Origin of the sequence: Dysgonomonas sp. BGC7 (genome assembly GCF_001261735.1) — a bacterium.
In the GTDB taxonomy this organism is placed as follows: Bacteria; Bacteroidota; Bacteroidia; order Bacteroidales; family Dysgonomonadaceae; genus Dysgonomonas.
Map to the genome: position 1 here is coordinate 75,043 of NZ_CVRP01000018.1, position 16,975 is coordinate 92,017.

Consider the following 16,975-nt stretch of genomic DNA (forward strand, 5'->3'; position numbering starts at 1 on the left):
AAAGAGCTGGAAACGGACTTTCGGGTCCGTTTTTTTGTTTTATATAATACCTGTTTTCTTCTACTCTCTGTAGTAGATGTGCTTCACCCTGTTCGATATGGAAGTGAGTATCTCGTATGGTATTGTATCTATGTTTTTGGCAAGATCTATTACTGTGAGATGCTCTCCGAATATTATAACGGAGTCTCCTTCCTTTACTTCTATACCTGTTACATCTATCATCGAGAGGTCCATACAGATATTTCCCACGATAGGAACGATTTGCCCGTTTACAAGAACTTTGCCTACACCATTCCCGAACTGGCGACTAAGCCCGTCGGCATAACCTATACGTATAGTCGCTATTTGTGCATCGTGGTCGAAGTGTCCTTTTCGTCCATATCCTACAGTCTCCCCGGCCTTGATGTGCTTGATCTGCAATACGGTTGTTTTCAGTGTACATACATTTCTTAGCCCTTCCAATCCGCTGGCACTTACTCCATACAGGCTTATGCCCAAACGCACCATATCCAGTTGCTCTTCCGGAAAACGTTCTATTCCTGCCGAATTGAGAATGTGTTTGAGTATAGGGTAGTGGCAGTTTTTCTCAATTTCTCCTGCTATTTTCTTAAATGTTTTTATCTGGTCTGTTGTGAACTTATCAAAGTTCCAGCTCTCGCTTGCTGCCAAATGGGAGAATACAGATTGTATGCGAACTCCTGTCTGGCTTTTGATGCGTTGAAGTAGTTCGGGTACATCAGCTTCGGTAAATCCTAGCCGATGCATTCCTGTATCTATCTTGATGTGTATCGGGTAATTGGTTATTCCCTGCATTTTTGCCTCTTTTATAAATGCATCCAATATTCTGAAGTTATATACTTCCGGTTCTAAAGAATAATTGGAAAGCTCCTCGAAACCACCCACTTCCGAATTGAGGACGATGATGGGCAATTTGATACCTTGTTTGCGCAGGATCACTCCTTCTTCGGCAACAGCGACTGCCAGATAATCGCATTTGTGATATTGAAGGGTCTTTGCCACTTCCGAAGCTCCTGTGCCGTATCCGTCGGCTTTCACCATACAGATCATCTTTGTCTTGGGACTTAGCTTCTCTTTATAAAACTTGAAGTTGTGCACTATAGCATCCAGATCAATGTCCAGAACCGTTTCGTGAGTCTTCACTTCCAACAGTTTATTTATACTCTCGAAGGAGAACTTTCTGGCTCCTTTCAGTAGTATAAACATATCGTGAAAGTCGTGCCATACATTAGAATGTATAAACTCTGCGGTCGTCTTAAAGAAATAGCTATCCACATCTTTAAACAAATCTTTCTGGGCAGAGATTTCTTCCCCTATACCTATCAACAGGTCTATTTTCTTATTTATAATAAGGTTAGACGCCAGATAATATAGTTCCTTCAAGGCAAGTCCCGATTGAGGAATATCGGATAGAATCAGCACTTTCTTTTGTTCTTTGACAGTTGCTCTTTGCACAAGAAAATCCAAGGCGATATTCAAAGAATTGATATCCGAGTTGTAAGAATCGTTTATCAGAGTAGAATTGTTCTTTCCCTGACGCACATCAAGGCGCATGGCTACAGGGTCTAGCGTGACCATACGTTGATTTATTTCATCTATCGGGATGTGTAAATAGATAGCTGTGGCAAGTACATGTATAGCGTCTTCGATGGAGGCATTGTCGGAAAATGGAATAGTGACCTTCGAAACAAAGCCCAGTATCGTATAATGGATTGTACTGCAAGTATCGTCTCTTTCTATTCGCAGAATATGCAAAGGGCTCTTTGGAGATCCTTTTCTCGACCATGTAAGCCTTTTGTGAGACAAACAGGCTATTTCCATACATTCGTCGATAAGCTCGTTTTCTTCTTCGCACACAATAGCTTCGCAGTTGATAAAAAGTTCCAGCTTTTCGAGGCATTTTTGCTTCATGGACTTGAATCCTTCCTGATGAGCTTGTCCTATATTTGTGAGTATTCCTATAGTGGGATGAATTATAGCTTCTAATCTGGCCATTTCTTCGGGCTGAGAAATACCTGCTTCGAATATTCCCAACTGAGTTTGACTGTTGATTTGCCATACAGAAAGCGGAACTCCTATCTGAGAATTGTAACTGCGTGGCGAATGAGTGATGTTGAAATCCTGATATAGTATCTGGTAAAGCCATTCTTTTACTACCGTTTTCCCATTACTTCCTGTTATTCCTATAACGGGAATGTCAAATTGGGCACGATGATGGGCTGCTATGCGTTGTAGCGCATTCAGTGTATTGGTTACAACAAGAAAATTGGCATCGCCATACTCATCCCACTCTGGTAATAGGTGAGAGACTACATAATTGCGGACACCTAATTCGTAAAGTTCGCTGATGTATTTGTGTCCGTCGTTGTTCTTTGTCGTGATGGCAAAAAATAAAGTTTCGGCAGGAAAAAATACTTGTCGGCTATCGGTAAGTAATATGCTTATGTCCGAGTCGGTCAATTCGGTAGGTATAGCATCTGCAATTTTTGCTATCTGAGAAATTGAATACTTCATTCTTTTATATTCTTAAAAACACTACTTATTACAATCTGGACTCCAGATCAGAGATTTCGTTTTCGCAACAAATGTAAGGATATTTATCATTGAATGTTTTCAGCTTTAACAAAGTTTGCCTTAAAAAAGACTTATATTCACTCCCCGACTCATTGAGTGGACGATGGTTAATGGCAAGGGCGATTTTCTTCCATTCCTCTTGTGTGGCAAGTGTTTCCTTCTCCATAAAGGCTTGCTGAAATCGTTCCCAAATGTATTTGATTGCAGTAGTGCTTGGGTGAACCATGTCTTCGCTGTAAAATCTGTAGTCGCGCAATTCGTCGAGGACTATTTCGTAAGAAGGAAAGTAGTATACATCTTTGTTTTGCTGCATCAGCCGTTCTATGGCTAATAGTAAAGTCGATTTGCTTAACTGATTCACATGTGCTCCATCTTTGAAATGCCGAATAGGGCTGACAGTAAACAATATTTTCAACGAAGGGTTTTTCTCCCTCAGGCTTTCTATCAGCTCGTGCCATTCTGTTACGATATGGTCTGTAGGGAGGCGGTAGCGATCAAATTCTGATGCAGGTAATTTATGACAATTGCCTACTATCATGTCTTTTTCTTTGGAATGAAATACATAGGCTGTTCCAAAGGTGATGAATAATATATCGGTCTGTTGTAGTACGATCCTCGCTTGTTCTACTTGGTTGTTTATCCGGCGAAGGAATGTTGATTCGTCCGTGTCCGAAAAACTACTGTGGAAATGGAAACTGTGATATAGTCCTCTACTATTGAATATATCTTCTTTCGTAAAAGTCTTATTCCCAGACAAAACACTCAGCGCTTCTGCGATTGATGAAGGGTTGTACAGAACGCCAAAGGGGTTGAGCATACTGTCAAATTTGTTATCAATCAGTATTTTCCCAACATTTTCGATGAAGCATGAGCCCAGCATCAAAATCTTGTGGCGATGAGATATAGACAGATCTGAAGGAGGTATGTCTACTTTTGTTACAAATTCCATTTACGTTTAGATTAAGCTATTGCAAAAGTAAGAAAAGAGGATACATTATAATAATATATACTTGCCTTTTTAACTAAAACCTGACAAACTTCTACACTTTCACTACAATATAATCGTTGTCATCCTCTTCTTTGTCAACCTTTGATATTGGGTGATTGTTGTTCAATACCTTCCTGAAGTCGTTCATCATTTCTATGGCTTCTTCCTTATTCACCTCTTTCGGAAATTTTAGGACTAAAGGATTTTCACGGATATTGGTTTTAGATTCTTCTTTCTTTTCTTCTTGTTTTTTGTGGCAGCGTTCCAGAGCCAGCTTTATAACAGCCGCCTTTGCCATCACTTTCTTTCTGGTTACAGTTTTAGATTTTACTGTTTCTCCGTCATATCCGTTGTCTTGGTAAACAATCTTTTCTGTCGTCACCACATAGCCTTCGAGCTGCTCGCGCAACGATCGGCGTGCCAGTATTGCTAGGCTGCTGTCACGGCGGTCTTCGGCATCCTCCAGTGCCTGACAGAATTCCGGTTTTGTGTTTTTCCACTCGTAAAATGAATTGCGGCTTATTTTCAACGCATCACAGATTTCACTGATCGTGTAAGTATCTTCTTCTATCAGCCTTATTATTTTTTCCACCAAACGTTCACTATACTTTGCCATAATCTAAACAGTTTTTTGATTTATACTTTCTTGTATAGATAAAGTTTTGGGAATAGATTAATCCAAATGAAAAAGAGGCATGCCAAAATTTCTTTCGACATGCCTCCTTCGTGTTTTTATTTTTGTCTATTCTAGTGTCCTAGTATATGTGATGCGTCCAGTATTATTTTCAATAAGAAAAGAACAGCTATTACGTATACTGTAGCCGATACATCTTTGAATTTGCCTGAGCATACTTTGATGAATGCAAAGCTCAACATACCGAATACAATACCTTCTGCTATACTGTATGTGAAAGGCATGAAAACAATGGTAAGGAATGCAGGCAAGCCTTCGCTCATGTCGTTGAAGTTTATTTTTGCTACCGAAGAGATCATAAACAAACCTACTATGATAAGAGCCGGAGCTGTTGCTGCAGCCGGAACCATAAGAAACAACGGAGCAAAGAAAAGAGCTAATATAAACATAAGGGCTGTGCTTACAGCAGTAAGTCCTGTACGTCCTCCCGAAGCTACACCCGAAGCACTTTCTACATAAGATGTAATTGTGCTGGTTCCCAATACTGCGCCTACAGTAGTACCTAAAGCGTCAGCGAAGAGAGCTTTTTTCATTTGAGGGAAATTGCCGTCTTCGTCGGCAAGCCCAGCTTTAGAAACTACTCCGATCAACGTTCCTACAGTGTCGAAAAGGTTTACAAACAGGAATGTAAATACAACTATCAACATATCGAAAGTGAGGATGTGATCCCATTCAAATTGAGCAAAGATAGGTGCAATAGATGGCGGCATGCTTACGATAGAGGTGTCCGGTAGTTTTACATCACCTAATATGAGGCCGAATACTGTCCCTACGATTATACCTATGAGGATAGAGCCGTTTACATTTCTTACAAATAATACGGCAGTAATTAATAGACCTAACAGGGCGATCCAAACTCCATGTTGAGAAAAGTCACCAAGTGAAAGGAGAGTATTCTCGTTTGCGACAACAATACCCGCACCTTTGAGACCTATCAGTGTAATAAATAGTCCTATACCGACAGGTATAGCATCTTTTAGCACTTTAGGTATACTTTTTACGATTAATTCCCTTATATTGAAAAATGTAAGTAGTATAAATATAATTCCTTCTATGAATACGGCTGTCAGGGCAAATTGCCACGAATATCCCATTCCTAATACTACAGAAAAAGCAAAGAAACTATTCAATCCCATTCCCGGAGCTTGTGCTATAGGAAGTTTGGCTAGTAATGCCATTAGTAGGGTTGCGAAGATAGTTGCCAGCGCAGTAGTCGTAAAGAGGGCATCTTTGTCCATCCCTGTTGCCGAAAGGATGTTTGGATTAACGATTAATATATATGACATTGTAAGGAAAGTAATAAGACCGGCAACAAATTCTTTACGAATAGTGGTCTTATTTTCCGTTAGGCCAAATGTCTTTTCCAGAAAATTCTTCATTTTTGTTTAATGCTTAAAAGTTCCACTTAGCAGCGATAGTCGGGTTTACGAAAGCTTTATCTTTTCCTTGTGAATCGGGCAGAAAGTTACTGCTTATTTCTATTTCTGTACCGAAGGCAAGGTTTGAGTTTACATTGTACCAAAACTGAGGCTCTGTAAGTAATACTATTTTCTTACCGCTTTTAAGTTTAGCATGCGAACGGTCTTTGTTTTCTGTCCAGATATCAAGGAATCCCGATAGAGTAACTTTGTTGTTGCAAAGGTTGACACCCCATGTAACTGTCCATTGTACGTCGTTACTTACTCTTTCGAATGCATGATACTTATATGCCAGATAAGTGCTTAAGTTGACACCTCCAAGGTTTGTTGCATACGATCCCCCTGCCAGATAAGCATTCGGGATACTGCCCCAAGAAGCTAAACCTCCGTTAAATTCTACATGCGCCATGATAGGGCTTTTTCCTAATTTGATGTCGCGTGCGATTTCGAGATAAGCAAGTCCGATATTTCCACGGCTTTTGTTGAAATCTAAATCAACGAACATGAATGTAGATCCCCATTTGTCAGGTTTAAACATTTCAAATGTTGTTGTAAAGTAATTTCTACTGAAGTCATCATTGTGAAGAGCATGACGAGGATCGAAATGTAATTGTATGTTTTGGGCATACACAGAGAAAGCGAGCACAAAAAGTGCAAACGAAAGAAGACCTTTTTTAACCATAATTATATATTTATTAATCGAGCGTAAAAATAAGCAAAAAAAGAGTTAAAAGCAGATAAATAGATATTTAACATGAAAAAAATATATTATTTTGTTTAATTATTTGTATATGAATATATTATTTGTGTATTATGAAAGAACTGGAAAAATGAAGTGAAAATTTACACTCTTTTATTTTGTAATATAAAAAAATGTCCTACCTTTGCACCGCTATACGCAAAAAACGGGATGTAGCGCAGTCCGGTTAGCGCACCTGCTTTGGGAGCAGGGGGTCCCAGGTTCGAATCCTGGTATCCCGACGGTTGAAAAGCAAAGAGTTAGACAGTAAATCTAACTCTTTTTATTTTTATATGTACACACAATTTGCACACAACTTCATTTCCCTCGAATTTATAGTCTGGCTTTAACCAACTAAATCCTCAACATGTACTTGTCAGGAGCTTTCTATTTCGGATATGGGTACTTTTTGAAGACGCTAAATCATTTATTTATAAAGGTTTGGCTTTTTTTTATTTTGTTCCCTATATCCGCAATATGTCCGCATTTTTAAAGAAGTGAGTCTGAAAAATGGTTAAAACTGTAAATAGGTGGTAATATTTCAGCTATCTTATTCAGTTTCTGTTATTTTCATGGATTTTACACTATTCCGATTCATTTTATGGCAGAAAAGAAAATACTTACTTCCTGATAAATATAGCCGGATTGTGAAAAAAAAGCATAAATATAGTATTGCATATCAATTTAATACACTACTTTTACATTGTAAAGCAGGCTTGTTCTCCCTGTAAATATAAATATTGTCTGTACCAAATGATAATAACGGCAAAACTACTGCAAAAACATACAACTTTTTTCTCCATATTTTGCTCTGCAAATTTGGAAGTTAGCTTTATTTTGTTAGAGAGAGAGAGAGAGAGAGAGAGAGAGAGAGAGAGAGAGAGAGAGAGAGAGAGAGAGAGAGAATGCCCTAATCACAAACACATTAAGTGCGCGTGCGCTTAATGCGCTTAATATACAAATAAAATCCCGGTTATTACCTTATATAATTTCCCCGGCTTACTGTTCCGGGCTGTCCTGCCATGCGCTACACCCGCCTTGCGCAGCTCCGGTTATATATATTTTCAAACAGGAAACGCTTGTCTTCGTATCCCGGTTATTTGACGGGAAGTATTGTTTGTCTTTATCAGGGTTGTCCCCACCCGCGAGGGGCAGGGCCAGCCCTTGCCTGTTTCCCTGAGGCAGTAAGGAGGAACAGAAAACAATTACGCAAAACTAACAGGACAGTTAACAGTCCGGAGGGATGCAGTATATCCTTTCCGGCAAAAAGCAAAGACAGTGATAAACCCGCAAAGCACAGAGAACGGTTCCCCGGTGGATTAAAGCGATACGCTGGTTACTGGGAAAGATGAACTCCCGCAGGACGGGCAAAAAGCATGTGATCAGGGAATACCTGCGGAAAGATCCGTGCCGGTGATAAGGCAGGATACCCGGCCCGCAGGGCGTTCATACCTGCATACCGGATTTACAACATGCAACAGGCTTTTTAATAATCAATCAAAATAAATAAACAACACTAAGGAACAAAACATGAAAACTTCACGAAAACAAAAGCTGCTGGCAATCCTGGCGGCTTTAAGCATGGCTGTGCCGCCATCCTACGCACAGGTGACGATCGGTTCGGGCATAGAGCCTGAAAAGGGAGCTTTGCTCGACCTGAAAGAACAGCAGAAAAGCGACGGCACGGAAAACGCGACCAAAGGGCTGATGCTGCCGCGTGTAAACCTTTCCGACCTGAACAAACTTTTCCCGATGTTTACAGGTGCATACGATGCCGCCGAAGACCCGAAACATACCGGACTGACCGTGTATAACCTGAAAGGGTGCGACGGTATTTTCGCAAAAGGCGTGTACACCTGGACCGGTACGGAATGGATTCAGCTGACCAACAATCCGGTACTGACGGGAGGGAATCCTGTGCTGACATTCCCTCCATCCCTGATTGCCGACAACTACCTTGTCAGGATACCGAGCGGCCAGGATGCACGTACGGCATTGACATCCGCCTATGCGCCGGAAATTGCTTTCTCCGGGACAAACCAGGTGACGGGGGCATGGGCTAACACTATCGGAGGTGGACTGGTATTTACCTCAAACCCGCTTTTGCCGTCAACTTTGACAACATCCGGGGCTACTACATGGACAACATCGCCCCTGTCACCTCTTTCCATCTGGCCGGATGCGATGACAGCCGCAGACCTTACATCAAACCCGTTCCTGAGCCGCGAATCGGCACTGACGATAACGGGTATCGCAGGCACAGGAGGTCCCTGTCCGGGAGGGACAAACCAGCCGCAGGACATCACCCTGAACCAGACCAACTATGCGATACTGCCGATCGATGCTAGTATAAGCAGTCCAATTTCGCTGTTTGTATTACGTGCTACCACCCTGCAGTACTCGAGCATTTGGAGCAACGTGAAGTGGCAGGCGGTCGCCACGGATGGGACGGCGGCTTGGAGCGACATACTGTCATCCTACACCACCGCGCACACCGGTAGTGAACGGCATGATGACGGCTATAATGACAACGTGTTTAATTATACCAGCAACCCTGTCGTACTGGGAATGAAGTATAAAACGGCGCAGATCACGTTCAGCGATGTAGACGGCTGGGCAAAGCCTGTCACCATAAATGTAATGCAGTGCCAGGGAACGGAGGATATGAGCAGCGTAACCACGATAGCCGATAATACCGCGACATCAACCACCCCTGCTCCTGCCGGATGGTCGGGAAAGGTAGTAAAGCACGAGGCTAAACCGGGAGTTTACGAAGAGTTTTACTCTGCCGAGTTCGAAGCAGCCGGCCGTTGGATGACTACCAACCTTGCGGCCACCGCCTATGACGGGATACACCACAGTACTGATGTAAGCGGAACTGCAACAAGCGGCTCCGGAGACCCGCGCACGTTATATGGCCCGACGACCAACTCCGGAAATCCTTATAATACCGCTTACTGGTGCTACCCGAACGGAGGTACAGGGGGAACTACACCAACCAGTTATGACAATCTTGGCCTCTTATACACCTGGGATGCTGCTACGGCAGGTAAAGGAGGCAGCAACGGGCGTCAAAACACTGCCGATGAGGGGGGAAACAATACCTACGCACCGGTTCAGGGCATTTGCCCTGCGGGTTGGCATTTGCCGTCCGACTACGAATGGACAGAACTGGAAAATGAAATAATAAGACTCACGACCGATTACGCGAATGTCAGCCGGAATATTAGCCCTGACGGGACAACAGGTTTATTGCCCCAAAACAATATGGGCAATCGGGGCACGACTCATGGACAAGCCATGAAGGACGTTTGCGGAGTAAACGCAACAATTCCCAACGGCTTAAGCAAGTATGTGACACAGAACGGATTTAACGCCATGCTAGTAGGACACGGCGACAACAATGATACATACGGGTTCGGCGGCAGCGCCTACTTCTGGAGTAGTAGTTCCTACCTGGCTGAAAATGCGTGGATCCGCGGCCTGGGCAGTAGTATGAATACGGTGAACAAGACCGGCGCCGATAGACGAAACCTGCTCTCGGTCAGGTGCAAGAAAGACTAACGCTTTTTCAGTAAACAGTGAGAAGGGAAAAGCTAATAGCTAAAAAATAAACAGGCTGAAGGCCTGGTATATTCCAGCCCGGAGTAACGCCCCGGGGAGATAAGGATTGGAGACGCCTCGCCCTGTAAGGGCAACATAACAGTTAACAGGAGTGCCGGAGCTGTTAAGTTCTATTCAGGATTGTGTCAATTGCTTCCACTTTCAAGTGGAGGAATAAAAAGGATGATTTGAAACCGGCTTTAGCCAAACCTTTTTGACTAAAGTCTTTCCTTATAGGCCTTTTACCCACGCCTTAAAAGGCGTGGCAATATCAGAACTTAACAGCCATGCCCCCGAAGGGGGCATGAGACGCCTACGCGAGCAAGGGGCTGCTAATCGTCTGAAAGACGATATTTTCATAACCGCATACAAGCATAGCGCGGTTTGCGGATCGGCAACACGAGCCGATGCTGCCTGAAAGGCAGGACTGTTAAGTACCGGTAAAGGATATTTTTCAATTTATATAACAAAATATACGCGAAACAATTTACTCAAAAACAAAGGCTTTATGAACACAAAGAAAATGAAAACACTCTTGCCGTCTTTTATGCTGGCAGCGCTATTGTCGGTGCCGTCATACGCGCAGGTGACTATAGGCTCAGGCATAGAGCCTGAAAAGGGAGCTTTGCTCGACCTGAAAGAACAGCAGAAAAGCGACGGCACGGAAAACGCGACCAAAGGGCTGATGCTGCCGCGTGTAAACCTTTCCGACCTGAACAAACTTTTCCCGATGTTTACAGGTGCATACGATGCCGCCGAAGACCCGAAACATACCGGACTGACCGTGTATAACCTGAACAAATGCTTCGACACGGGAGCGGGCAAGGGAGGACAGGGCGTGTATGTCTGGAGCGGAACGCAGTGGGATTACATCGGTACGGCGCAAAACATACAGGGAAGTACCCTCGGCTTGCTGTCCAGCCTGTACGGGACAACCGATGCAAGCGGCAACCTGTGGATAGACATTCCCAGCGGGCTGGATGCGCGGGGAGCAACCATCTTACCCTTCGACCTGACGGTGAACTCGGACCCATTGGCTTCGGTTACAGATGTAACAATCGGACTTTTAAATGGCGGAGTGGTATTTAGTCCTGCGCAGGCATGGACAACGGGTGCACTGGCTGCAAACCCTACGGTATACTCCGGTTTGCAGGCAACGGATATGTCGGGACTCACCGACATTGGCACCACAAACCCGTGGAGAACACGCCAGACGGTACTTGAATTCAGCGGGTTGGCGGGTTGCCCGCCTGTAACAGCCAGCAGGACAGTAACCCTGAATCAGACGAACTATGCGATAGTTGCCAGTACCTCGAATGCAACAAGCAATCCGGCGGCAGGCACTTATGTCACCGCGCCTGTTGTATTCAGGAATACGACGCCAACAAATATCTATATCCACAGCAACGTTCAATGGAAGGCTGCACCGAGTATGGCGACGGCATCCGCTCTGCCGTCAGTTCTGGGAACGACTTATACCACATCCGACAATACCCCGGCAGGGTCGGACAAGTCGGACGAGACGAAAGTGCAGCCCCAGTTCACGTATACTGTAGTAGCCGGTGAGACCGGAACGAGATATAAAACCGTTGATATGGTCTTTTCGGATGTTGTCAATCCTCGCGCCAACCCCTACACTATTACCATGATGCAGTGCCAGGGGACGGAGGATTTGAACGGCCTACAGACTGAGGATGCGGCTAACAGCGACCGGTCGGATTGGAAAACTGTGTGGGGTACGGATGTGATACTGCACGGGGCGAAGGCTAACCCAAATTATCAGGCAGGTGTTGATCCGGCGTACCAGTCGAATATCTACGAAAAGTTTGTATCTGCCGATTTCGACACAGCCGGCCGTTGGATGACAACAAACCTGGCGGCATGGGCCTATGAATCAAATATATCCACAGCTACTTTACCTGACTTCCCGGATATAAGCGATTCTAATACCGTTCCGCACTGGTATTATCCGAACGGAAGTAGCTCCGGATCGACCAGTTATAATATTAATCCGCATCTGGGTTTATTGTACAACTGGCCTGCCGCGACTGCCAAGAATACCAGCACGGCTGACGAAGCAAATGTCAACCATGAGTTCCGGCAAGGCATCTGCCCGAATGGCTGGCATGTACCCAGCGATTATGAATGGAATATTTTGGAGAAGGAGATCTACGAGCATCCTGAGAGATACAGCAGTTATACGGACAACAGCAGCTTTCCGCAGACGAACTGGGACCCGAATTGGAACACCGCAATCAACTACCGCCCAACATCCACAGCCACCCAGAGCCACGGACAGGCTATGAAAGAAGTTTGCGGTGTAAACACTACGATACCCAACGGCTTAAGTAAATATTTGGTACAGAACGGCTTTAACGTCCTACTAGCGGGTAGCTACTACAACAACGGAACCGCGCTCTTTTACAGTACCCGCGCCTACCTCTGGTCAAGTAGTAGCGCTGGGTCAGAAATCGGCTGGTTTCGCACCGTTACCTCCGCGGAATGCCGCCTTTCCCGACGCTCTGATATGCAGCGTTTTTCGTTTATGTCGGTCCGCTGCAAAAAAAACGAATAGTAGATTTAACCATTCGCCTATTAAGCGGAGCGTTCTGGTGCGGCCGACCGGAGAGAGGACTCCGTTACGCGTAGCGTTGTCAAAACTCAGCGGGGTTGTCCGCGCCGGCCCTTTTGCCGGCAGTTCCACCTCCGGCAATGGCCGGAAAGTATTATAATGTAACAGCCCACATATACCGGAAAGAAGTATAGAAGTTGTGGTATGTGCTTAGTTTAGGGTGTTAGCCGTTCGCAAGGCAAATTTAGATTTTCCTACATGGTTTGGTATAAAAGAATAAGTGATGTGAAAATTGACAGTTGACAAGGTTCGATTTTGGATGTAGACAGGATATGTTATTTTATTCATCATTTACTTATTTCTCTCGAACAAATAATTAAAACAAATTGTTTTTTATATAAATTTATTCACATATTAATCTCAAGAAATGGAGACCACTGTAAATTTCCAATTAACAGTAATATTTGTGCTTCTATCCTTGCTCGTTAATCCTTGTCGTATATCCGGACAAGTTACTATAGGTTCCGGAATAGAACCTGTACAGGGAGCTCTTCTGGACTTAAAAGAAAGACAAAAGGATGACGGCACGGACAATTCGACCAAAGGGATGCTGCTGCCGAGAGTGGAACTTTCCGACCTAAACAAACTTTACCCTATGTTTCCGGCCGGATATGACATTACGGAAAATGACAAGCATACAGGTTTGACGGTCTACAACATACATGAGGACGCCTGTGCCGGCATACCCCTTACAAAAGGCGTCTATGTCTGGAACGGAAGCCTGTGGCAGGCCTTAGGCGCTACCGGCAGCGAGGGAGCAACCCCGGGTGCAGGAGTAGAAATATTTACCGACACCCGTGACGGGAAAAATGAAGAATATTTGACCGGCGACTTTGGGTCGGCAGGCCGGTGGTTTCTGGAGAATCTGAGATATCTGCCGGCAGACGGAAGTATCGTACTAAGTTCATCTTCTGATACAGGAGCTCCTCCTGATAATAAAACTTATTTTTACCCTGAAGGAGCGCCGGGAAATATATATCCTAACTATCCGTCCACATGGGTACCGCGTCAAGGATTATTATACAACTGGAATGCAGCGACCGCCGGAAAGAATGAGATACCGGCGTATCAGTCTCTGGATCAGAGACAGGATAATACCGTGCCGGGTATTCCGGGAGCAAACGAAGTTGAAACCTTATATGAAACCATCCCGGGGGCAAAAAACGGGAAAATACAGGGCCTTTGCCCTGCTGGTTGGCATGTACCGAGTGATAGGGAATGGAATCAACTGGAAAAAGAACTCTACGAACATGCTGAAAAATACAGTAGCTATACCTTAGCCGAGCGTGAGGCATTCAATACTTCAAGACCATGGCAGGATATTTGGGAAACCGAAAACCCGACAACCGATACAAGGCCGAATTGGTACCCGCCTGACGGACAAGGCAAAGCTATGAGGAGTCCATGTCCGGTGATTACCGGCGGCAATTCGACAAACGGCTTGAGTCAGCCCGTGACGAGAGGCGGATTCAATGCGTTACTAACAGGTTCATGCAACTGGGATAGTAGAGGCGGAGCGGTACAATTTAACTCACATTTCCAGGTTTGGAGCAGTAGCCGTTACAACAGCAGTTCTGCATGGTTCAGGGAAACTCAGGCATATGGAAGCAGTACCGGAGGCGGAGTTGTACGAAATGTTGTATCCTCTTCATTTTGGCTATTTTCTGTCCGATGTAAAAAAGACCTCTAAAAAGAGAATGATAACCTAACGGATTTTATACAATTTCCTTTAATCCGGTTAGTATCGGGATTTAAAGATGCCTTAAGTAAAGAAGATTTTGAAGTGTGCGCAAGTATTAAGACTGAAAACTACTTGTAAGCGTCTGCCTATAGATTATATCAGGCGGATATTTCGGACAGGTAGCCATTTTAACCGTAAGCGACCGCTAAACCCTGCATTGTGTCGAAAGCAAAATTATCAAAATCATATTTCCGGTATAGACTGTAGGGTTTCATCCCTCATGCTTATACCGGATTTTATAGTAAGCGGGTGGCCAAGTACATGTCGCACGGATATAAAAACAGCCAGTTGTTACGACTTACATGTGGTTCTTATCGTTTGGGCACATAGGGAATCTTTTCCGCGATATTCCGGTCTTTTCCGCAGATTTCCGAACTTATAGTTTCCACGTGTCTGGGAGCAGTTCTTTCATGTCTTTGTCTGATTTTCGGTCAAGATAATAAGGCAGTTTGGCTATGACGTCGTTGAGCCATTCTCTGGGATTTACGCCACATTCTTTACAGGATCCGAGCAATGAACAGATAATTGCGGTACTTTCGGCTGCTTCCTTATCGCCACAGAACAAAAAGTTTTTTCTTGATATGGCAATAGGTCTGATTGCATTTTTAGCTAAGTTATTATCTATATGGATTCTACCGTCATAGAGGTAAGGCTTCATTCTTGGTATCAGCGGATACGCATAGGCAATAGCCTTGCCCATAAGGCTGCGTTTAAGTACTTTGGGATATGTGGTTTTGAGCCATAGTTCGAAGCTGTCAAGTATCGGTTTTGACAAACGCTGGCGTAGTGCGGCACGGCCTTCGTGCGGAAGTTTCTTCACATCAGCCATACGTTCAATGTTATACAAGTTCTGTATAAGTTTGAGTCCCTGTGAGGTATATTCCCTGTTTTCTTCAAGACCAGATTCCATGTGCCGCCTTATGTGTGCAAGGCATCCGACAAGACACACATCATCCCTGCCTTCAAAGGCATTATAGGCTGTATATCCGTCACACTGGAGATATCCCTTAAAGGGTTTGAGGAGCCATTGCTTTCAATCTGCAAAAAATGTGGAAAACATGGCTCAAAACTCATCAGTTTATAAATATTGCAGGTCTTATCTGAAAACGGTTTTACATACCCTTTTTGTTTTCCTCTGATTGTAAATGCAATTTTGCTGCTTAAAAAGATAAGGATGTGCCAATCCTATTTTGACACACCCTCTTATTTTAATTTATTTTACATTCAATTCATCAATCTCCTTATCCAACCTATGTATTGCTTCTTCATTCTGTTTCTTTTGCTCTTGTTTCCTTGCTTGCTCTTGCAAACGATGTTCATGATCAATCACGTTTTTACGGATATTACTCACAACATAAGCACTATCTGAATAATAGAAGAAGTTTTCCAGTCGGGTAATCTCATCAGGCAGGATGCCATTCTTCATTTTTATAAATCTATATTTGAGATCATTATCCGTTAATCTCTGATTCTCCTGATACTGATTGTAATTCCCGAATAAAGAACAAAACAAGCCTAATAAAAGAAAAATAATAGCAATAAAGATTTTACTCGACTTAAAATCAATTGTATATTGATTCTTTACAATGCTCGGTTGCTTAGCTATTTTTTCTATTTGGGCTATCTTTTCATTAAGAAACTCTGAAAAAGAATTATTCGTTTCCTCCTGCTTTTGTTGCATCGTATTGATTACCTCAATGCTATATGCCTTTAATTCTTCCGCTGTAATGCCTTTCTTTGATTCATCAATGACTTGTATTATTTTGTTCAACAAGTCAGTCTTCAATGCGGATTCCCCAGTGTCCCCTTTTTTCAGGGATTTGATTTCCGATTTGATTTCGGTCATTATTTCCGAAAAGCCGTCCAGCGTTATCTGGATATTGTCAAGTTTATCGTTCATAATTGTTAATTAACTATTAATTGCTACCTTAATTTAGGTCGTTTATTATTTTTCCTGTTTATTTTCTTTTGCAAGTATTCCATATTATGCCGGAAGCGTTCTTCCTCCGGGTCATCGCCATGTGTCTGGAATGTTGATAAAGAGTCAATCCCGTCAATTAAGGCACCGATTACATCCGTCCCCTGATTATAAGTTTGATTTTTGTGCGTATTATTCGGGATATGTGCTATATCCTTTTCCTGTTTGTTGCCATACGCATTCTCTTCTAATCTGCCGTTGATTTTCGAATAACTGAAACTACGGTCTATCTCCGAGCCTTTGAAAGTGGTATTGTCTTTCGTGAAGGAAATGCCCTGCACTTCTCTTGTCTGTCCTCTGTACTTATAAGACACGGATATCCCCTTCTCTTTCAGCAGCTTTTCAAGGTCATTCCAATTGGCAGATTTGGACAGAGCATCTTTTACGGCGGAATAGATTTCATATCTGGTTTTATTTTTTCCCTTTAGCCTGTGCTGCTTTACCTTGTCCTTGCCTTTCCCATAAGACAATCCGTATTTATTCTTTATTTTCTTGCATACAGCTTCATTGCGGTAACGATCATTCTTATCGCTTATAACCTTGCCGTTATTATCTATCCTGTTATACACGATGTAGGCTAAGTACCCAGC

11 protein-coding genes, 1 tRNA gene and 1 pseudogene are annotated in these 16,975 nt (G+C 43.5%); 5 read left to right on the plus strand and 8 right to left on the minus strand.

Annotated features, from left to right (window positions below; genetic code table 11):
• Window positions 1-60 precede the first annotated feature (60 nt).
• The 5 genes from BGC7_RS14840 to BGC7_RS14860 all read right to left on the minus strand — a co-directional run bounded on the left by BGC7_RS14840 (window position 61) and on the right by BGC7_RS14860 (window position 6,374).
• Window positions 61-2,532, minus strand: a complete 2,472-nt coding sequence (locus BGC7_RS14840; RefSeq protein WP_050702385.1) for a bifunctional UDP-N-acetylmuramoyl-tripeptide:D-alanyl-D-alanine ligase/alanine racemase — start codon at window positions 2,530-2,532, stop codon at window positions 61-63.
• 28 nt (window positions 2,533-2,560) lie between these two features.
• Window positions 2,561-3,541 carry a GSCFA domain-containing protein gene (locus BGC7_RS14845; RefSeq protein ID WP_050702386.1) on the minus strand — a complete coding sequence of 327 codons (981 nt, stop codon included), beginning with the start codon at window positions 3,539-3,541 and terminating at the stop codon, window positions 2,561-2,563.
• A 91-nt stretch (window positions 3,542-3,632) separates the two neighbouring features.
• Window positions 3,633-4,196 carry a transposase gene (locus tag BGC7_RS14850; protein ID WP_050702387.1) on the minus strand — a complete coding sequence of 188 codons (564 nt, stop codon included), beginning with the start codon at window positions 4,194-4,196 and terminating at the stop codon, window positions 3,633-3,635.
• A gap of 131 nt (window positions 4,197-4,327) precedes the next feature.
• The gene (locus tag BGC7_RS14855) at window positions 4,328-5,653 is read right to left on the minus strand and encodes an NCS2 family permease (protein WP_050702388.1); all 1,326 of its coding nucleotides are present in this window, start codon (window positions 5,651-5,653) and stop codon (window positions 4,328-4,330) included.
• Between the two features lie 13 nt (window positions 5,654-5,666).
• Window positions 5,667-6,374 carry a DUF5020 family protein gene (locus tag BGC7_RS14860; RefSeq protein WP_050702389.1) on the minus strand — a complete coding sequence of 236 codons (708 nt, stop codon included), beginning with the start codon at window positions 6,372-6,374 and terminating at the stop codon, window positions 5,667-5,669.
• Between the two features lie 224 nt (window positions 6,375-6,598).
• Here BGC7_RS14860 and BGC7_RS14865 point away from each other — a divergent pair.
• The 5 genes from BGC7_RS14865 (at window position 6,599) to BGC7_RS14880 (ending at window position 14,356) form a co-directional block, all read left to right on the plus strand.
• Window positions 6,599-6,673 (plus strand) — tRNA-Pro (locus tag BGC7_RS14865).
• A gap of 1,288 nt (window positions 6,674-7,961) precedes the next feature.
• A complete protein-coding gene (locus BGC7_RS17780; protein WP_050702390.1) occupies window positions 7,962-9,995 on the plus strand; it encodes an FISUMP domain-containing protein in 2,034 nt (677 codons plus the stop codon).
• A gap of 301 nt (window positions 9,996-10,296) precedes the next feature.
• A complete protein-coding gene (locus BGC7_RS17965) occupies window positions 10,297-10,452 on the plus strand; it encodes a hypothetical protein (RefSeq protein ID WP_157258743.1) in 156 nt (51 codons plus the stop codon).
• 90 nt (window positions 10,453-10,542) lie between these two features.
• Window positions 10,543-12,609 (plus strand): FISUMP domain-containing protein, encoded by a 2,067-nt coding sequence (locus tag BGC7_RS14875; RefSeq protein ID WP_050702391.1) that lies wholly within the window; start codon window positions 10,543-10,545, stop codon window positions 12,607-12,609.
• A gap of 424 nt (window positions 12,610-13,033) precedes the next feature.
• Window positions 13,034-14,356, plus strand: coding sequence for an FISUMP domain-containing protein (locus tag BGC7_RS14880; RefSeq protein WP_050702392.1), 1,323 nt, complete (start codon window positions 13,034-13,036; stop codon window positions 14,354-14,356).
• 427 nt (window positions 14,357-14,783) lie between these two features.
• Here the strand turns inward: BGC7_RS14880 and BGC7_RS14885 are convergent.
• The 3 genes and pseudogenes from BGC7_RS14885 to BGC7_RS14895 form a co-directional block, all read right to left on the minus strand.
• Window positions 14,784-15,431, minus strand: a pseudogene (locus tag BGC7_RS14885) (IS66 family transposase); the annotation flags it as partial.
• 189 nt (window positions 15,432-15,620) lie between these two features.
• Complete coding sequence (locus BGC7_RS14890) at window positions 15,621-16,307, minus strand: hypothetical protein (protein ID WP_050702393.1); 687 nt, start codon at window positions 16,305-16,307, stop codon at window positions 15,621-15,623.
• 23 nt (window positions 16,308-16,330) lie between these two features.
• A partial coding sequence (locus BGC7_RS14895; RefSeq protein WP_082206792.1) for a relaxase/mobilization nuclease domain-containing protein occupies window positions 16,331-16,975 on the minus strand: 645 nt, incomplete at its 5' end.